At 63.8% G+C, this 16568-nt stretch carries 17 protein-coding genes; 12 read left to right on the forward strand and 5 right to left on the reverse strand.

The features are described 5' to 3' along the window. Positions 1-23 precede the first annotated feature (23 nt). Positions 24-872, forward strand: a complete 849-nt coding sequence (locus tag M3I54_RS03075; protein WP_254332929.1) for an AraC family transcriptional regulator — start codon at positions 24-26, stop codon at positions 870-872. Positions 873-888: 16 nt separating this feature from the next. Here the strand turns inward: M3I54_RS03075 and M3I54_RS03080 are convergent, their stop codons facing one another. Continuing rightward, positions 889-1068: a hypothetical protein gene (locus M3I54_RS03080; protein ID WP_254332930.1), complete on the reverse strand. Its 180-nt coding sequence runs from the start codon at positions 1066-1068 to the stop codon at positions 889-891. 26 nt (positions 1069-1094) lie between these two features. Continuing rightward, the gene (locus tag M3I54_RS03085) at positions 1095-1847 is read right to left on the reverse strand and encodes a hypothetical protein (RefSeq protein WP_254332931.1); all 753 of its coding nucleotides are present in this window, start codon (positions 1845-1847) and stop codon (positions 1095-1097) included. A 30-nt stretch (positions 1848-1877) separates the two neighbouring features. Between M3I54_RS03085 and M3I54_RS03090 the strand changes: the two genes are divergently transcribed. From M3I54_RS03090 to M3I54_RS03095, 3 genes are all read left to right on the forward strand, one after another. Then, the gene (locus tag M3I54_RS03090) at positions 1878-3953 is read left to right on the forward strand and encodes a methyl-accepting chemotaxis protein (RefSeq protein ID WP_309249587.1); all 2076 of its coding nucleotides are present in this window, start codon (positions 1878-1880) and stop codon (positions 3951-3953) included. A 180-nt stretch (positions 3954-4133) separates the two neighbouring features. Continuing rightward, positions 4134-4268, forward strand: coding sequence for a hypothetical protein (locus M3I54_RS44760; RefSeq protein WP_302058811.1), 135 nt, complete (start codon positions 4134-4136; stop codon positions 4266-4268). Between the two features lie 76 nt (positions 4269-4344). Further along, complete coding sequence (locus M3I54_RS03095) at positions 4345-5442, forward strand: glycosyltransferase family 9 protein (RefSeq protein WP_254332933.1); 1098 nt, start codon at positions 4345-4347, stop codon at positions 5440-5442. Between the two features lie 134 nt (positions 5443-5576). Here M3I54_RS03095 and M3I54_RS44765 read toward each other — a convergent pair whose 3' ends face one another. Then, positions 5577-5708 (reverse strand): hypothetical protein, encoded by a 132-nt coding sequence (locus M3I54_RS44765; protein WP_302058812.1) that lies wholly within the window; start codon positions 5706-5708, stop codon positions 5577-5579. 33 nt (positions 5709-5741) lie between these two features. Here M3I54_RS44765 and M3I54_RS03100 point away from each other — a divergent pair, with 33 nt between their 5' ends. The 4 genes from M3I54_RS03100 (at position 5742) to M3I54_RS03115 (ending at position 10223) form a co-directional block, all read left to right on the forward strand. After that, complete coding sequence (locus M3I54_RS03100; protein WP_254332936.1) at positions 5742-6761, forward strand: ABC transporter substrate-binding protein; 1020 nt, start codon at positions 5742-5744, stop codon at positions 6759-6761. A 64-nt stretch (positions 6762-6825) separates the two neighbouring features. Continuing rightward, the gene (locus M3I54_RS03105) at positions 6826-8202 is read left to right on the forward strand and encodes a sensor histidine kinase (protein WP_254332938.1); all 1377 of its coding nucleotides are present in this window, start codon (positions 6826-6828) and stop codon (positions 8200-8202) included. A gap of 19 nt (positions 8203-8221) precedes the next feature. Continuing rightward, a complete protein-coding gene (locus tag M3I54_RS03110) occupies positions 8222-8902 on the forward strand; it encodes a response regulator (protein ID WP_254332940.1) in 681 nt (226 codons plus the stop codon). Positions 8903-9074: 172 nt separating this feature from the next. Beyond that, positions 9075-10223, forward strand: coding sequence for a porin (locus M3I54_RS03115; protein ID WP_375542086.1), 1149 nt, complete (start codon positions 9075-9077; stop codon positions 10221-10223). 79 nt (positions 10224-10302) lie between these two features. On the opposite strand, the gene M3I54_RS03120 is transcribed toward M3I54_RS03115, so the two are convergent. Then, a complete protein-coding gene (locus M3I54_RS03120; RefSeq protein ID WP_254332942.1) occupies positions 10303-10602 on the reverse strand; it encodes a hypothetical protein in 300 nt (99 codons plus the stop codon). A gap of 359 nt (positions 10603-10961) precedes the next feature. Here M3I54_RS03120 and M3I54_RS03125 point away from each other — a divergent pair, with 359 nt between their 5' ends. The 3 genes from M3I54_RS03125 to M3I54_RS03135 all read left to right on the forward strand — a co-directional run bounded on the left by M3I54_RS03125 (position 10962) and on the right by M3I54_RS03135 (position 15682). Further along, complete coding sequence (locus M3I54_RS03125) at positions 10962-12338, forward strand: 2-hydroxycarboxylate transporter family protein (RefSeq protein ID WP_375542084.1); 1377 nt, start codon at positions 10962-10964, stop codon at positions 12336-12338. A gap of 118 nt (positions 12339-12456) precedes the next feature. Beyond that, positions 12457-14322, forward strand: coding sequence for an ATP-binding protein (locus tag M3I54_RS03130; RefSeq protein WP_254333028.1), 1866 nt, complete (start codon positions 12457-12459; stop codon positions 14320-14322). Beyond that, positions 14312-15682 (forward strand): sigma-54 dependent transcriptional regulator, encoded by a 1371-nt coding sequence (locus M3I54_RS03135; protein WP_254332944.1) that lies wholly within the window; start codon positions 14312-14314, stop codon positions 15680-15682. The genes M3I54_RS03130 and M3I54_RS03135 overlap by 11 nt, the downstream gene beginning before the upstream one ends. A 5-nt stretch (positions 15683-15687) precedes the next feature. Here M3I54_RS03135 and M3I54_RS03140 read toward each other — a convergent pair whose 3' ends face one another. Further along, positions 15688-16125 carry a hypothetical protein gene (locus tag M3I54_RS03140; protein WP_254332946.1) on the reverse strand — a complete coding sequence of 146 codons (438 nt, stop codon included), beginning with the start codon at positions 16123-16125 and terminating at the stop codon, positions 15688-15690. A gap of 141 nt (positions 16126-16266) precedes the next feature. Between M3I54_RS03140 and M3I54_RS03145 the strand changes: the two genes are divergently transcribed. Further along, entirely contained in the window at positions 16267-16410 is a 144-nt protein-coding gene (locus tag M3I54_RS03145; RefSeq protein WP_254332947.1) for a hypothetical protein, read from the forward strand. The last annotated feature ends 158 nt before the right edge of the window (positions 16411-16568 follow it).

Genomic DNA, 16568 nt, shown 5'->3' on the forward strand with positions numbered 1-16568 from the left:
GGGAACGAGGAGCGAGACTTGCCATGACGAACGCGACGGTGGCTGAGGGCCGGAACGATCACTGGCTCGTCGCGCGGCGCGATGCGCAGACGGGCATCGAGAGTTTGCGCGCGCATTTCAGCGGCCACGCCTACGACCTCCACGATCACGACGACATGCTGATCGGCTATACGGAGCAGGGGGTGCAGCGCTTTCAGTGTCACCGGTCGCTGCATACGAGCGTGCCGGGCCGGGCGATCCTGATCGAGCCGGGCGCGCTGCACGACGGCCACGCGCCCGAGCCGGGCGGCTTCACCTACGCGATGTTGTACCTGCCGCAGCCGTGGGTCGAGCGTGCGGCGCGCAGGCTGAACATTGCGGGCCTGGGCGGCGTGGCGGCCGCTTTCGGCCAGACGCTCGTTGACGACCCGCGCCTGATCGAAGCGATCCGCCGTGCATTTCTTGCGCTATACGGCGAGGAAGGCCGGCTCGCGCGCGACGAGGCGCTCGATCGCTTGCTGGAGCACCTGGGCGGCCATCTTCTTGATACGACCGCAGCGGCGCCCGCCGCGCCGCCCGCGCTGGCCCGCGTGCGCGACCTGCTGCACGAACACATGGGCGCGAACATCGGGCTCGACGAACTCGTCGATAGCTCGGGCATCGACCGGTTTCGCCTGACGCGCCTGTTCCAGCGCGAGTTCGGCACGTCGCCTCATGCGTACCTGGTGCGCTTGCGCCTGCGCGCCGCGCGCAGGCTGCTGGCGGCGGGCCACACCCCGGCCCAGGTCGCCGCGGAAGTGGGTTTCGCCGACCAGAGCCATCTTGGCCGCTGGTTTCGCCGCGCGTACCGCATGACGCCGGCCACCTACCGGCGCATGTGCGCGCGCATGTGATTGCGCTGCGCTCGCGTTACGGGCGGAACAGGCAGCTCGCCGGTTGCGTGCCGACGAATGCGCAAGCGCCGCCGGCAAACGCGGCGATGCCCAGCGATGGATAGCGGGCCGTGAACGGGTGCACGCAGATCAGCGCGACGCAACTGAAGAGCGCAGTGAACATGCCACGTTTGAACTTGACGGTAGTTTCTCTCACAGCGTCTCCTCGCGGGAAGGTCTGCGCTATCGGCTCAACGCGGCATGAGCCCGTTGCAGCCACTCGCTATTGTGCTCGCGGGCGTGGCGCGGCCAGTGCTTCGCGTCGTGCACGATCTCGGCGTAAAGCTCGCGCGAGCGCTGGCGGTCGGCGTCGCCAGGCTGCTTTGCCAGCCAGTCGGCGAAGAGGCAACGCGGGGCGGCGTCGCTCGCGCACGAGAGCGCGGCTTCGAACGCGGCGCGCGTGCCCGCTGCGCCATTCGCGGCGAGCGCCCGTGCATACAGCAAGGCGGGATGCGGCTGCTGGCGGGCGACAGGCTGAACGGCGAACAGCTTTTCCAGCGTCTCCTGCGTGGCCGCGGCATTGCCGTTGGCAAACTGCGCGCGCGCGAGGCCCTCGAGCAAGGCGGGATCGGATGCGAACGGCCCAGTAGCCGCCGCCTGGTAATGCTCTAGCGCTTCGGCGGCGTTGCCCGCGTCGAGTAGCGCAGCGCCCAGGCGCATACGGTGCGCGACGGTCGGCGCGCGGTCGAAATCCGTGCGTGCTTCGCGCACCGCGCGGTTGGGATCGACCAGTTGCGAGATGGCCCGGCCTGTCGCTCTCGCCCCGCGCGACTGGCGCAGGCTCGGCAAATAAATGACAAAGAAGTAGACGAGTCTGCCAAGACCGGGGAAAAGAAACAGGATCAGCAGCCAGTACATGTTCTGCTGGTTGCGGATGGCATGCACTGCAAAGAGCAGGGCGATGATGACGTAAAGGCTGATTCCGAAAATGCGCATTGACGAGAGGGCCCGTTGTGGTGCGTGGTTGTGTTACGTGTCGCAAGGCGTCGAATTGGCCTGAAACTGGCGGATCAATGGCGACGCCCGCGCAGTTTGCACTGCAGCGATTTCAACTGTTCAATAATACCCGCCGGCAGCTTGCGTTCGCACGCAAGTGCCATGGATTACGACGAATGCGTCGGGTTCGAAATCCGTCTGCCGCCGCCACGCCGGGTTCGGTCCCGGCGTGCCGCGAGCGAGGTCGAGCACGCAGCGCAGCGCGTCGCGCACCTCGCGTTCTTCGTCCGTTTCGTCGGGTTTGAGTCGGCCGCGGAAACCCTTACACCTGTCGTGAAGCACGGGCGCATTGAGCGGCACTGTTTCGCATGCATCGATTTTCGCAAGAGCTTGTTGCGTCATCTGCCTCTAATGCGTGCGCAGCCTGCGCCGTATACGCAGAGACTCCGCAACGCGTGCCCGCGAAAGCGGGGTGCCGCCTGCTCAGGCACGCTCCTCAAAAGATTAGAAAACGACAGAATGATGAAGCTCTCTTTTGTGCAAAGGCTCTGGTTGCCGCTGATTCTAAGTCTCGTGTGCCTCGCAGGCGTATCGATTTATGACGCGTGGCAGATGCGAGCAACGCGCCTCGAGGAGCGCAAGGCGGATTTGAAGCATGCCTCGGAGATCGCGCTCGCCGTGGTGAAGTCATACGGCGAGCGTGCCAATGCCGGCACGTTGTCGCAAGAAGACGCCCAGAAGCGCGCGATGGAAGCCGTCAAGAACATGAAGTATGGCGACGGTGGCTACTTCGGCATTATGAATTCGCAGTACGTGCTGCTGATGAACGCCGCGAGCCCGCACCTTGTCGGCAAGAACGTCGGCGACTTTCAGGATTCGAACGGCGTTTATCTGTTCCAGGAAATCGTTTCCGTCATCAAGCAGGAAGGTCAGGGCTTCGTGTCCTATTCGTTCAAGCGCATCGGCTCGAACGACGTTGCGCCGAAAATCTCCTTTAGCGTGAGCTACCAGCCGTGGGACTGGATTCTCACGACGGGTCTTTATGTCGACGATATCGACGCGGCGTTCCGCGTGACGCTCTATTGGAGCCTGGGCATTCTGGCGGCGATTGCGCTGGCGCTCTCGGCGGTCGTGGCGGTGGTGAATCGCGGCATCCTGCGCTCGCTAGGCGGTGAGCCTGCCTACGCGGCACAAATCGCCAACCGCATTGCCAACAACGACTTGACCGCCGTAGTGGAGATCGCAGCGGACGATCGCTCGAGCCTGCTGTTCTCGATGAAGCGCATGCAGGAGCAGCTTACGCAGACCATCGACACGATCAAGCACTCGGCCGACTCCATCGCCACAGCGACCAACGAAATTGCCGCTGGCAATCAGGACCTCTCGCAGCGCACGGAAGAGCAGGCCGCATCGCTCGCGCAAACGGCGGCGAGCATGGAGCAACTCACGTCCACGGTTTCGCAGAACACCGACAGCGCCCGCGAGGCGAACCAACTCGCCGCGCAAGCCGCCGAGGCCGCGGAGCAGGGGGGCGCCGTGGTCTCGCGCGTCGTGCAGACCATGGTGGACATCAACGCCAGTTCGGATCGCATCGCGAGCATCGTCGGCATTATCGAGAGCATTGCGTTCCAGACCAATATTCTCGCGCTCAATGCGGCCGTTGAAGCGGCGCGCGCCGGCGAGCAGGGGCGCGGCTTTGCCGTGGTGGCGTCGGAAGTGCGTTCGCTCGCGCAGCGTTCGTCGGCGGCGTCGAAGGAAATCAAGGAGCTGATTCACGAATCGGTCGAACGCTCGCATGCGGGCGCGGCTCACGTGCACGAGGCCGGCGAAAAGATGCGCGTCATCACGCAGGAAATCCGGCGCGTGACCGATGTCATCAGCGAGATCACGGCCGCGTCGGAGGAGCAGAGCAAGGGCATCGGCCAGGTCGGTCAGGCCGTCACGCAGATGGACGAGGTCACGCAGCAGAACGCGGCGCTCGTGGAGCAGGCCGCGGCGGCGGCAAGTGCGCTCGCCGCTCAGGCGAACGACCTCAAGGGCTCCGTTTCGATGTTCAGACTGACCGGCTCGCACGATCTGCCGGATCGGCACGCCTTACAGGTGTAAGCGTGCACGCCTCCCGCGCGGGCGGCGTAGCCGCTGTCAATTTGCACGCGCGGACCCAGCCCAGACAGAATACGGAATCCGGTCTACGGAATCCGGTCGACTAAAATGGGGCTGGATGCTGCGGGCTCGTGGCTACGAGCAGCCGCCCGCGCAACAATCAAAAATCGAGCTTAGGGGAAGATGAACATGATCGGACGGATTCTGGTGGTGGTATCGATGATCGGCGCACTGGCCGCTTTGGCGGGCTGCAATACGGTCGCCGGTTTCGGGCAGGACATCACAGAGTCTGCCCGGGCCGTCCAGCGCGTTCTGTGACCTTCGCGCCGGGTGGCATAATAGCCGCTCGGTCAAAGGTTACGGATGGGCTGGGCAGGCTCCTGCTGAGTGAACAATGAAAGTCGATACGGTCCGTGGTTTTATCAGCAAGAGTCTTCGCGTTCCCCATCCGGAAATCGTTCAGGATGAGGTCGAGAGCCTTTCCGCTTATAAAAAGCTTTCGCTTCTGAAGAAGCAGCTGCATAAGTGGTCGATACTTTCACTCAACCGCCAGCTGGGTTTGTATACGGAATCTGCGCAGTTGCGCCCAGGCGCCCGGATCCTGTTGTTCTACAGCGGCGTCAACAACCTCGGCGACGCGTTGATGGACCTTTCCGGGCGTGCGCTCCTCAGCGGCACGTCGTACAAGCTGGACGTGGTTCTAGATCCTTCTTTGGCTGAGCTTTTCCGCCACGACCGGTATTTTTCGAAAATCTACACGGACTACCGTGAAGTCGATTTCGGCGAATACGATTTCGTCATTTTGAACAAGCTCGGCATTCGCGTCATCAAGGAGAAAATCCGCTACGCCGGTCAATCCAGATTTACGAGCTTGATTGGATGGTATGCAGGGCGCAATTTCAACCACATTCAGTTCAGCTACTATTCGTTCAACAAGATTCTGAATTCTGGGGTCGAAGAAGCTGCGCTGTACAAAAGTTCGCGGCTGATTCTCGATGCGCCGCAAAGCCAGGATTTTCCGGCGCAAGCGTGGGCCGGCAGAATTGCGATTTCGGTTGGCGGCAGGGAATCGAACCGTATCTACGGCAAGTGGGCCGACGTTCTTGCCCGGCTCGATGACGATCCCGAGTTGTCGCGCTATCAATATGTGCTGATCGGATCGGACAATGGGCTCAAGGAAGCCAACGATCTCACTGCAATGTCATTCAGGAATTTGAAACTCGACTCGCTGGTCGGCAAGTTGAAGATTCACGAATGCTATGCGTTCATCGGGCAGAGCAAGCTGTTCGTTGGTGCGGACGGCGGCCTGTTGCATATCGCGCACGCGGCCGGCGTACCGACCGTCGCGCTGTTCAGCGATGATATCGATCCGAGAACCCGGTACGTGGAGAACGACTTCTTCAGATGTTCCCCGCTCATTGGGCCGACCGACGTGACGAGCATCGAGCCGAACGATGTGGTGCGCGTCATGAAAGGCGCGCTGCCGCGCTAGACCTGCGCGAGCCCCGGCTGGCAATGCCCCCTGCAGAGACCCCTGATCCGGGTCTCGCTGCTTTGCGCGAAAGCGATCAGGAATCCTGTTGAAATCGACGGCGGTTCGGTCTTTATCCTGAATAAAAGCCATTTTCATTCAGAAATATAAAAAGCATGAGTAATGCCGCCGCTCATGGAAATCCCGTATAAATCGGCGTGACCCGCGAAAGCTTCGGGAAGGGTTTGAATCACTAGAATCCCCGAAACGATCGAGGTGGCGAGCATCGCGCCGCCCGCCCATTCTGACGGAGACAATCAATGCAATTTAGTTTTGGCGCGCTGCGTCGAGTCGCGCTCGCTGGTGGCCTGCTGTTTGCCATGGCGGTTCACGGCGCGCATGCCGCCGACGATGCCGGCGACAAGATCACCATCATGGTCGGCGGTATTACGAAGCTCATTTACCTGCCCGCGCGCCTCACCGAGCAATTGGGCTATTTCAGGGACGAAGGGCTGAACGTCGAGTTGCTCTCGCAGCCCGCGGGCGTGGATGCGGAGAACGAACTGCTGGCAGGCGCGGTGCAGGCCGTGGTGGGCTTCTACGATCACACCATCGACTTGCAGACCAAGGGTAAGGACGTCAAGGCGATCGTCGTGTTCGGCCAGGTGCCGGGTGAAGTGGAAATGGTGTCGTCCAAAGCGGCCGGCACGATCAAGTCCATGGCCGACGTCAAAGGCAAAACGCTGGGCGTGACGGGCCTTGGGTCCTCGACCAGTTTTCTCACGCAGTATCTCGCGAGCCAGCATGGCATTGCCTCCAGCGCATACACCATGTTGCCGGTGGGCGCAGACGCGAGCTTCATCGCGGCCATCAAGCAGGGGCGCATCGACGCGGGCATGACGACCGAGCCGACCGTCTCGGCGCTGCAGAAAGCCGGCGACGCGAAGGTGCTCGTCGATATGCGCACGGTGGAAGGCACGCGCGCCGCGCTCGGCGGCACCTACCCCGCAGCAAGCCTTTACGTGCAGGACGCGTGGGCGGAGTCGCACAAGGCTCAGGCGGTGAAGCTCGCGCACGCATTCGCGCGCACCATGCAGTTCATTCACACGCACAGCGCCGAGGAAATCGCCGCCCAAATGCCCGCCGACTATCAAAAAGACAAGGCGCTTTATGTGAGCGCACTCAAGGCCTCGCTGCCGATGTACACCGCAGACGGCAAGATGCCCGCTGACGGTCCGGCGACCGTACTGAAGGTGCTCTCCGGTTTCAATCCCTCGGTCAAGGGCAAGCACGTGGATTTGTCCGGTACGTACACGAACGAATTCGTCAACGCGAAATGAGGCACGCCCAGAGCCGCCGTCGTGCGCGCGCCGCCTGGCGGTTTGGTACCTGAGAGAGCGCGACATGGTGCATAGCCTGCGTGGGCGATTGCTGTTGTGGCTGCTGGTGCCGCTCGCTGCGTTTGTCGTCGTGGCGAGTTGCGAATCGTACGATGCCGCGCGGCAGACCGCGGATCTCGTGCAGGACCACTCGCTGCTGGATTCGGCGCGCACGATCATCGAAGACGTCGGCTGGGACAATGGCTCCCTCAGCGCGACGATCCCGCCGGCGGCGTTGGAACTGTTCGAATCGCCCTGGCAGGATCACGTCTTCTACAAGGTAGTCGCCGGCGATGGCCGCTTGCTGGGCGGCGCGCCGGACTTGCCATTGCCGGGCGCGAACACAGCCGAGGTGCCGGTGTTCTACGACACCACGTATGCGGGTTTGCCGATTCGCGCCGTGGCCTACGAGCGCATGCTCTACGACTCGGGCCGCGCCGAACGCGTCATGGTGATCGTCGGCAAGACGATCGCGTCGCGCGAGGCGATGATCAACGCTTTGTGGAGGCCGCAGCTCGCACGCCAGTGGTTCATGCTGGCGCTCGTCGCGCTGCTCGTGCCGCTCGGGCTCACGCTCGAACTGCGGCCGCTCATGAAGCTCAAGGACGACGTTGCCGACCGCGAGCCCGTGCAACTGGAGCCGATCCGCCCGGATCATCTGCCATCGGAGCTGAGGCCGATCGTCGAGGCGATCAACCAGTGCATCGCGCGGCTCAAGGTGCATGCCGCCATGCAGCGCCAGTTCATCGCCGACGCGGCGCACCAGCTGCGCACGCCGCTCACGCTGCTCACCACGCAAACGCAATTCGCGAGTCAATGCGACGCGAGCGATCCCGCGCTTTTCGACGCACTCAAAGGCGTGCGCCGCACCAGCCAGAAAATGGCGGAGTTGACGAATCAACTGCTTTTGCTCGCGCAGGCGGAATCGATGACGCAGTCGTCGCGCAGCCAGACGCGCGTCGACCTCACCGAGGTCGTTTCTTCCGTGCTCGAAGAGATGGTCCAGGCAGCGGAACGGCGCGGCATCGATCTCGGCGCGGAACTCGACGACGACGTGCACGTGGCGGGCAACACGGGCTTGCTGGCCTCGCTCGTGTCCAACCTGATCGACAACGCCATTCGCTATACCCACAAGGGCGGCCGCGTGACGGCTGTGTGCCGCAGCGAAGGGGAGCAGGTCATGCTGCAGGTGGTGGACAACGGCCCCGGCATTCCAGCGGAGGCGCGCGCGCACGTGTTCGAGCGCTTCTATCGCGTCGCGGCGGATACCGAGGGCACGGGCCTCGGTCTTGCCATCGTGCATCAGGTCGCGCGCTCGCACGGCGGCTCGGTGAGCGTTGCCGCGGGGGCCGAGCGGGTGGGTCTTGTCGCGACGGTGCGATTGCCGGTCTGGCCCGGATGAGGAGAGGTGAGGAGGGACCATGAAGCTGCTGCTTGTAGAAGACAATGCCGAACTCGCGCACTGGATCGTCAACCTGTTGCGCGCCGAGAATTTCACGGTGGACTGCGTGGCCGATGGCGAAGCCGCCGACACCGTGTTGCTCACGCAGAGCTACGATCTCGTGCTCCTCGACATGCGCCTGCCGCGGCTGAGCGGCAAGGACGTGCTCAACCGTTTGCGGCGCAGGCGCAATAACGTGCCCGTGCTCATGCTGACCGCGCATGGCTCGATAGACGACAAGGTGGCGTGTTTCGGCGCGGGCGCCGACGACTACGTGGTCAAGCCGTTCGACAGCCGCGAACTGGTTGCGCGCATCAAGGCGCTGATACGGCGGCAGACGGGCGAGAAGTCGGGCTGGCTGACCTGCGGCGACCTGCAGTACGTTTGCGACACGCGCGAGTTCCGCCACCAGGATGCGCCGCTCAGCCTGCGTCGGCGCGAGCATTCCATCCTCGAAGCGCTCATGCTGCGCCAGGGCAAGGCTGTGCCGAAGCAGGCGCTGCTGGAGCGCATCTGCAGCCTGAGCGACGAACCGAGTGTGGACGCGATCGATATCTACATCCACCGCCTGCGCAAGCATCTGGCGGAGTCGAGCGTGCAGATCACCACGCTGCGCGGTCTCGGCTACATCCTTCGCGCGAAAGAGCCGGTGGCGGCCTAAGCAGGCCGGCTTATTTGCCGGTATTGGTGGATGTACTTAGATATACGAATCGTACGTGAAAGAATCGCGAAGGATTCACCTCTCTAATATTCGTCTCACCCGCTGATTCACACGGCTCGCCGCAACCGGTGAGTGATGGCAGCGGGTCCATGAAAACTTCCAACGAAGCACCCTGGAGACGATCTTGAAGAGAAAACAACTTGCTGTCGCTGCAGTTGGCGCGACCTTCGGCGCACTTGCAGCGAGCGGCGCACACGCGCAATCGAGCGTTCAACTCTACGGCCTTATCGACCTGAGCGTCCCTACGTATCAATCGCATGCGGACGCCAACGGCAATCACGTGATCGGCATGGGCATTGCCGGCGAACCGTGGTTCAGCGGCAGCCGCTGGGGCTTGAAGGGCGCCGAAGACATTGGCGGCGGCACGAAGGTGATCTTCCGGCTCGAAAGCGAATACCGCGTGAGCGACGGCCAGATGGAAGACCCGGGCCAGCTCTTCGACCGCGACGCCTGGGTAGGCGTGGAAGACGAGCGCTTCGGCAAGCTCACGGCGGGCTTCCAGAACACCATCGCGCGCGACGCCGCGGCCATTTACGGCGACCCGTACGGCAACGCGAAGCTCACGACGGAAGAGGGCGGCTGGACCAACGCGAACAACTTCAAGCAGATGATTTTCTACGCGGCGAGCGCAACGGGCACCCGTTACGAGAACGGCGTCGCGTGGAAGAAGGTGTTTGACAACGGCATCTACGCCGCGGCGGGCTACGCGTTCGGCAATTCAACGAGCTTCGGCAATAACGCGAACTATCAGGTCGCACTCGGCTACAACGCTCCGACGTGGACGGCCTCGACCTTCTATAACCACGTGAACCGCGACGGCAACACGAACCAGGCGTTCTCGGTCGGCGGCAACTACACGATCGGCATCGTGCGCGCCAATGCGGGCTATTTCCGCTACTGGGGTAATCAGGGGGCACTCGGCCAGCGTCAGGACAATGCGTGGACGGTCTCGTTCAAGCTCGTGCCGAAGGGCGCGCTCGACTACGAACTCGGCTATCAGCAAATGCGCACGCACAACGCCGCGTATAACGTCGATGGCGATATTCCGAACGCCAACATCGGCGCATTCGATCCCACGAGCGGGCTGCACAACGGCTTCAAGGAAACGCTCTATGGCTCGATCTTCTATCACCTGTCCAAGCGCACCGAGGTGTATCTGGCGGGCGACTACATGAAGCTGCACGGCGGCTACACGGTGGGTACGACCTTCGGTGCGACCAACCAGGTCGAAGTGACGACGGGCGTGCGCACGCGCTTCTGATCGCGCTTCTCATTCGTTCTCATGGCACGCGGGGCTCGATTCGTCAGGCGAATCGAGCCCCGCTGTTCTTTCTGCGGCATCAACCGGCGTTCACGCAGGCAACGCTCGGCGCCGTATAGGCAGAGGGGTAAGGCGATTCCGGTCCGCTCACGAGCCGCAAACGCTGCGTGGCGAGGACATCGGCTTCCACTTGCTCGCGACGCGTGAGCGCCGCCAATTCGCCGGCAGGCTGTGATTCGTTCACGCTGCAAAGCAGATTCCTTCCGCTCGATAACTGCACAGGCGTCTGGTAAGCCGAACCCGGCGGCGCGGCCAGCGCGCAGGTACTCCACAGCGCCGCGGCGCAAACAACGGCGCATCCTGGCAAGACGATCTTCATGGCTCGCTCCTCACATTGCGGTAATTCATCTTGTGCCAACGACCGGCCTCGTTCCAGAGCAAATTCTGAAAATGACTCTTGCCATGCGCTCAACGGTCATGCCGAGGCAGGCTGAGATTTCAGCCTGCGGCTCGGGTCGATTCTGAAATTTCGGAGCGGTGTGAGGCTTAAGGCGGGTGGTACTCTGGAAAAGGGTAAATAAATCAATGTGTTGAAGATTATTTGAGACGCCAGCACGCGCTGGCACGGCTACTGCTTTATAGAGGCCCGGCGGCCTATCCCTCGATAGCCCGCACCCCTTATTAAACAAGCACCGGAGACGCGACGCAGTCCGGTCGCGAAAACGAAGGAGACATCCCGTGCAGAACAGCGTATCCGCATCCGCCGCCTCGCAAGTGCCCCAGGCGGTCCCCGAGCCATCCCCGACGACCCCAACCCGCTTCTGGCCCGAAGGCTGGTGGAAGCTGATGGAAATCCGCATCGGCATCATTCCGCTGCCGATCTACGTGATCCTGTTTGCGCTGATCGCGGGCTTCGCAGTCACCGGCAAGGTGCCCGGCGAGATCTCGATGGCCATCGCCGTGCTCGCCTTTTGCGGCTTCACGTGCGCCGAACTCGGCAAGCGTCTGCCGTTCCTGCGCAATATCGGCGCGGCGGCGATTCTCGCGACCTTCGTGCCTTCGGCGCTCGTGTACTACCACGTGCTGCCCAAGCCCGTGCAGCACCTCACGGTCGAGTTCACGAAGCAGACCAACTTCCTGTATCTCTTCATCGCCTCGATCATCGTCGGCAGTATTCTCAGCATGGACCGGCGCGTGCTGATTCAAGGTTTCCTGAAGATCTTCATTCCGCTCGCGGCCGGCACGGTTGCGGCGACCATCGTGGGCACCGCGGTTGGTGCGGCGCTCGGACTCGGCGTCAAACACACGCTGCTCTATATCGTCGTGCCGATCATGGCCGGCGGCGTGGGCGAAGGCGCGATTCCGCTCTCCGTGGGCTACTCGGAAATCATGCACGTCGCGCAAGGCGACCTGTTCGCGCAGGTCTTGCCGCCCGTGATGCTCGGCAGCCTCATCGCGATCATCCTCTCGGGCATGCTCGACATGCTGGGCAAGCGCATGCCACATCTCACCGGCAACGGCCGTCTGCAAGTCGGCGCGACCGATGAACTGGCGTCGTCGAACGACGAAGTCCGCGGGCACGTGGACGTGAGCCACATCGCCGCGGCCGGTATCACGGCGATCACGCTGTACCTCATCGGCCTGATGGCGAACAAGCTGTTCGGCCTGCCCGCGCCGGTGGCGATGCTGTTCCTCGCCGTCCTCGTGAAGCTCGCGCGCGCGGTTTCGCCGCCGCTGCAGGAAGGCGCGTTCGTGGTCTACAAGTTCTTCTCGACCGCGGTCACGTACCCGCTGCTGTTCGCGATCGGCGTGGCGATGACGCCGTGGGACAAGCTCATGGCCGCGTTCACGCTCGTCAATGTCGTGACGATCGCCGCGACCGTGGTCACACTCATGGGCACGGGCTTCGTGGTGGGCCGCCTGATGAAGATGTACCCTATCGACACCGCAATCGTGAACGCGTGCCACAGCGGCCAGGGCGGCACCGGCGACGTGGCGATCCTCACCGCCGCGAACCGCATGCAGCTCATGCCGTTCGCGCAGATCGCCACGCGTATTGGCGGCGCCATCGTCGTGACCGTGACGCTCATCCTGCTCGCGCACTTCGGCGCATGACGCACTGCTGTGCGCCCCTCGTGCGCGCCTTCGCGATGGCGGCGCCGGTGCATCCGGCGCGCGGTATCCGCTGAACCCGCCGTCTGGCGGCAGCCAATCGACGAGGGTGGACGTGCACATGCGTTACAAGGGCATTCCATGGTGGGGATGGGCGGCGGCGGCCGTGCTGTATGTCGGTGCGGCCGCCGCCGCGGTGGAGTTCGCATGGAACCGCGCGATCGACGCGCTGGCCGACGTCGGCGAGCATCGGCTCGATCTCTATGCGGCGAGCCTGAAAAGCGAGCTGGGACGCTTCGAGATGGTCCCCGCGCTCGTGGCGCGGCAGGACAGCGTGCGCGCGTTGCTCAAAGCGCCGCCCGATGAAGCGCGCGGCATGTTGCCCGCGGTCGATGCCTATCTCGAAGCGGTCAACACTGATGTCGGCAGCGGCGCGGTAGACGTGATCGACGCGCACGGCACGGTGATCGCCGCGAGCAACTGGAACCAGCCAGTCAGCTTCGTGGACACCAACGTCTCGTATCGGCCGTACTTCAAGGACGCGCTCGCGCAGGGCCGCGGCCGCTTCTTCGGCATAGGCACGAATACCGGCGTGCCTGGGCTGTACTTCGCGAATGCGATTCACGATGGCGAGACGGCAATCGGCGCGGCAGCGGTGAAGGTCAGCGTCGACGCGCTCGAATCCGCATGGCGCACGCCTGGCGAGGCGGCGATCGTCGTCGACAGCAACGGCGTGATCGTGATCTCGACCCAGCCCGAATGGAAATTCACCGCCATGCGCGCGATGACCGAGCCGCAGCAGCGCGACATCCAGGCGTCGCGCCAATACGCAGGCCGCATTGTCGAGGCGCTGCAATACCGGCGCGTTGGCGACTGGAATGACAGCGCGTGGATCGGCATCTTTCCCGACCTGCGCCGCGCGGGCCGCACCGCCCGCTTTCTCGTGATGTCGCGCCCCGCGCCGCAAGGGCAGGACACGATCATGGTGCTGCTCGACACGGCGGGCGCGCGGCGGCAGCAACGCCTCGCGTTCGCGTTCGTGACGGGCGTGTTTCTGATCGCCGCGCTCTATGCGCTGTATGCGGTGCAGCGCCGCCGAGTGATCGTGGAGAAGCTCAAGGCGCAAGAAGCCTTGCGGCGCGCGAACGACCAGCTGGAAACGACCGTGGCGCAGCGTACCGCCGCGCTTACGGAAGCGAACGCGCAGATGCAGCGCGAGATCGCCGAGCGCGAACGCACCGAGCAGCGCCTGCGCGCCACGCAGCAGGAGGTCGTGCATGCCGGCAAGCTCGCCGTGATCGGCCAGATGGCGGCGGGGCTCACACACGAGCTGAACCAGCCGCTCGTCGCGATCCGCACGCTCTGCGACAATGCGCGTACCTTCTTCGAGCGCAATCAGAGCGCACAGGCGATCGCCAATCTCGAGCGCGTCGGGCGTCTCGTGGACAGCATGGCGGTACTCACGAGCGAGCTGAAGGCGTTCGCGCGCAAGCCGGAAGTGGAGCGCGTGGCGGTGTCGCTTGCCGAAGCCGTCGCGCATGCGCGGCTCATCTACGAGTCGCGGATCCGCGATGAAGCCGTGCGGCTCGACGTGCGGATCGCGCCGGGCACGACGGTGTATGCGGAGTCGAGTCAACTGCAACAGGTGATCGTCAATCTGCTCGGCAATGCGCTCGACGCCGTGCGCGACGCGAGCACGCGCGTGATCGCGATGGAGGCCGGTGAGCCTGATGTGCAAGGCCGGGTGCGCTTCACGATCGAAGATAGCGGCCCCGGCATCGCGCCGGATGTGCTGGCGCACCTGTTCGAGCCGTTCGTGACGACCAAGCCGCGCGGGCAAGGCCTCGGGCTTGGGCTCGCGATCACGTCGCGCATCGTCGAAGGCTTTGGCGCGAAAATCACCGCAACGAATCGCGACGAAGGCGGAGCCCGCTTCACGATCGAATTCGCGGCAGCCGAGCCGCAAAGGACAGAACATGGCAGATGAGATTCGGGTGCTGGTCGTCGAGGATGACGAGAACGTCCGCATCGGCGTGGAGCAGGCGGTGGCGCTGGCGGGCTTTCCGGTGAGCGCCTATGCGTCGGCGGCCGATGCGTATGCCGACGTCGCGCCGGGCGCGCCGATCGTGATCGTCTCGGACGTGCGCATGCCCGGCATCGACGGCCTGCAGCTGCTCGACCACGTGATGGCGATCGACCCGCAAATCCCGGTGCTGCTGATCAGCGGTCATGCGGACATTTCGACGGCGGTCAGCGCAATGCGCGTGGGCGCCTACGACTTCATCGAAAAACCATTCTCCTCCGATGTGATCGCGGGCCGTGTGGCGCGCGCGGTCGAGAAGCGGCGGCTCACGCTCGAAGTCGAGGGCCTGCGCGCGTCGCTGCACAACTGGCAGGGGATCGAGGCGCTCGTGCTCGGCAAGTCGCCGGCCATGGCGGAGGTCCGCAAAAAAATTCTGCGTCTCGCGGACACCTCCGTGTCGGTGCTGATCACCGGCGAAACGGGCACCGGCAAGGAATTGATCGCACGCAGCCTGCACGACTTCAGCGCGCGGCGCGACGCGCATTTCGTGGCGCTGAACTGCGGCGGTTTGCCCGAGCAGGTGTTCGAAAGCGAGCTGTTCGGGCACGAGGCGGGCGCGTTCACAGGCGCGATCAAGAAGCGCGTTGGCAAGATCGAATGGGCGAATGGCGGCACGCTCTTTCTCGACGAGATCGAAACGATGTCGATGCCGCTGCAGATCAAGATGCTGCGCGTGCTGCAGGAGCGCGTGGTCGAGCGCCTGGGCGCAAACGAGCTGATTCCGGTGGATTGCCGGATCGTTGCCGCTTCGAAGGCCGATCTCGCCGAAGTGTCTGCCGAGGGAGTCTTTCGCGCCGACCTGCTGTACCGGCTGAACGTCGCGCAGATCGAGTTGCCGCCGCTGCGCGAGCGGCGCGAGGATGTACCCCTGCTGTTCGAGCATTTCGTGCTCGCGGCCGCGCGGCGCTTCGGTACGCCGGCACCGGTCGTGACCGCTGCACAGGTATCCGAACTCATGACGCACGCGTGGCCCGGCAACGTGCGCGAGCTGCAGAATGTCGCCGACCGCTTCGTGCTCGGGCTGACCGGCGACAGCCTGCTTTCCGCGGGTGCGGCTACGGTGAAAGGGGAGACGCTGGCGGACCAGCTAGCGTATTTCGAGCGGATGCTGATCGAGAACACGCTGCGCCGCCATCACGGCAACGTTGCCCAGGCGAGCGAGGAGCTTGGGATGCCGAAGAAAACGCTCTATCACAAGCTGCGTCAGCTGAAGATCGCGGACCGCGACTCGCAGGGCGACGAGAAGGACGAGAAAGACGTCTAACCGGGCTAGTTGGTGCGGTACGTGGTCGTTGACGATTGCAGCTTGGTGAGCGCGCCGTTCTTGAGCCGGAACCAGCCCTCCGAGCCTTGCATCACGACTTCGTCGGGTTGCCAGAACACGCGCTTGATCGTCATGCGTGTGCTCACGTGCTGCACGAGCGGCGGATTGCGGCGAAAGTCATATAGCACCGGGCCGTAGGCGGTCTGCACGAGCATGCGCGTAATCGTGCTGTTGTCGTGGCCCACTTCGTCGAAATGCGCGAGCGTCTTTGCGTCGAAGCGGTCGAAAATATCCTTGCCGAGGACCGCCACGAAGTCGCGGTCGTCGCGCACGAATTGCACGGTGCCTGCGGGGGTGGCGAACGAGCCGGTCGCGTCGCTTTGCGCATGAGCGCAGGTCACGAACGAGGCGGCGGTGAGCGCGGCGAGTAGCAGTCGTTTCATGTTTCTTTCCAGTTGGTTCGCAGCATTTTCGTTCATTTTTGTCGCTGCGTCGAAAACTCAAGGATTCGAGAGCGCCGCCAGCAAGTGATTCTTCACAATCGCCGTCGCCCGCGGCTGGCGGCCGAACTCGTACCAGGCCGCGTGCCGTCGCCACGTGGTGTCGGGAATCGGCTTGGCACGAGTCTGCTGGCCATCGTGCTCGTGCTGCCCACGCGCACGGGACGGCGCGTGTTGCATGACGACCGTGCGGAGCGCAGCTACGAGGCGCAGACGTCTTCAGCCTGATTGCGCCACACGCAACGCGCGCAGGATTTGCTCCTCGTAAGCTGGCCAGTTCGGTGTCACCACGCCGGATGCAGCGCATGCAGGCATGCGTGCCCCGCCGGCCGTAAACGGACGAGGCGCCCGGCCCGCGGAACAGTGTCCGCGGGCCGGGCGCCTCA

The sequence above is a fragment of the Paraburkholderia sp. CNPSo 3274 genome, from assembly GCF_024206475.1.
Lineage (GTDB): Bacteria > Pseudomonadota > Gammaproteobacteria > Burkholderiales > Burkholderiaceae > Paraburkholderia.

Bases quoted from the DNA above. Each gene is read 5' to 3' on its own strand.
- M3I54_RS03110 (WP_254332940.1), top strand. From the start codon at position 8,222: ATGAAGCTGCTGCTTGTAGAAGACAATGCCGAACTCGCGCACTGGATC.
- M3I54_RS03095 (WP_254332933.1), top strand. From the start codon at position 4,345: ATGAAAGTCGATACGGTCCGTGGTTTTATCAGCAAGAGTCTTCGCGTT.
- M3I54_RS03085 (WP_254332931.1), bottom strand. From the start codon at position 1,847: ATGCGCATTTTCGGAATCAGCCTTTACGTCATCATCGCCCTGCTCTTT.
- M3I54_RS44760 (WP_302058811.1), top strand. From the start codon at position 4,134: ATGAACATGATCGGACGGATTCTGGTGGTGGTATCGATGATCGGCGCA.
- M3I54_RS03075 (WP_254332929.1), top strand. From the start codon at position 24: ATGACGAACGCGACGGTGGCTGAGGGCCGGAACGATCACTGGCTCGTC.
- M3I54_RS03140 (WP_254332946.1), bottom strand. From the start codon at position 16,125: ATGAAACGACTGCTACTCGCCGCGCTCACCGCCGCCTCGTTCGTGACC.
- M3I54_RS03100 (WP_254332936.1), top strand. From the start codon at position 5,742: ATGCAATTTAGTTTTGGCGCGCTGCGTCGAGTCGCGCTCGCTGGTGGC.
- M3I54_RS03135 (WP_254332944.1), top strand. From the start codon at position 14,312: ATGGCAGATGAGATTCGGGTGCTGGTCGTCGAGGATGACGAGAACGTC.
- M3I54_RS03105 (WP_254332938.1), top strand. From the start codon at position 6,826: ATGGTGCATAGCCTGCGTGGGCGATTGCTGTTGTGGCTGCTGGTGCCG.
- M3I54_RS03120 (WP_254332942.1), bottom strand. From the start codon at position 10,602: ATGAAGATCGTCTTGCCAGGATGCGCCGTTGTTTGCGCCGCGGCGCTG.
- M3I54_RS44765 (WP_302058812.1), bottom strand. From the start codon at position 5,708: ATGCTCGCCACCTCGATCGTTTCGGGGATTCTAGTGATTCAAACCCTT.
- M3I54_RS03130 (WP_254333028.1), top strand. From the start codon at position 12,457: ATGCGTTACAAGGGCATTCCATGGTGGGGATGGGCGGCGGCGGCCGTG.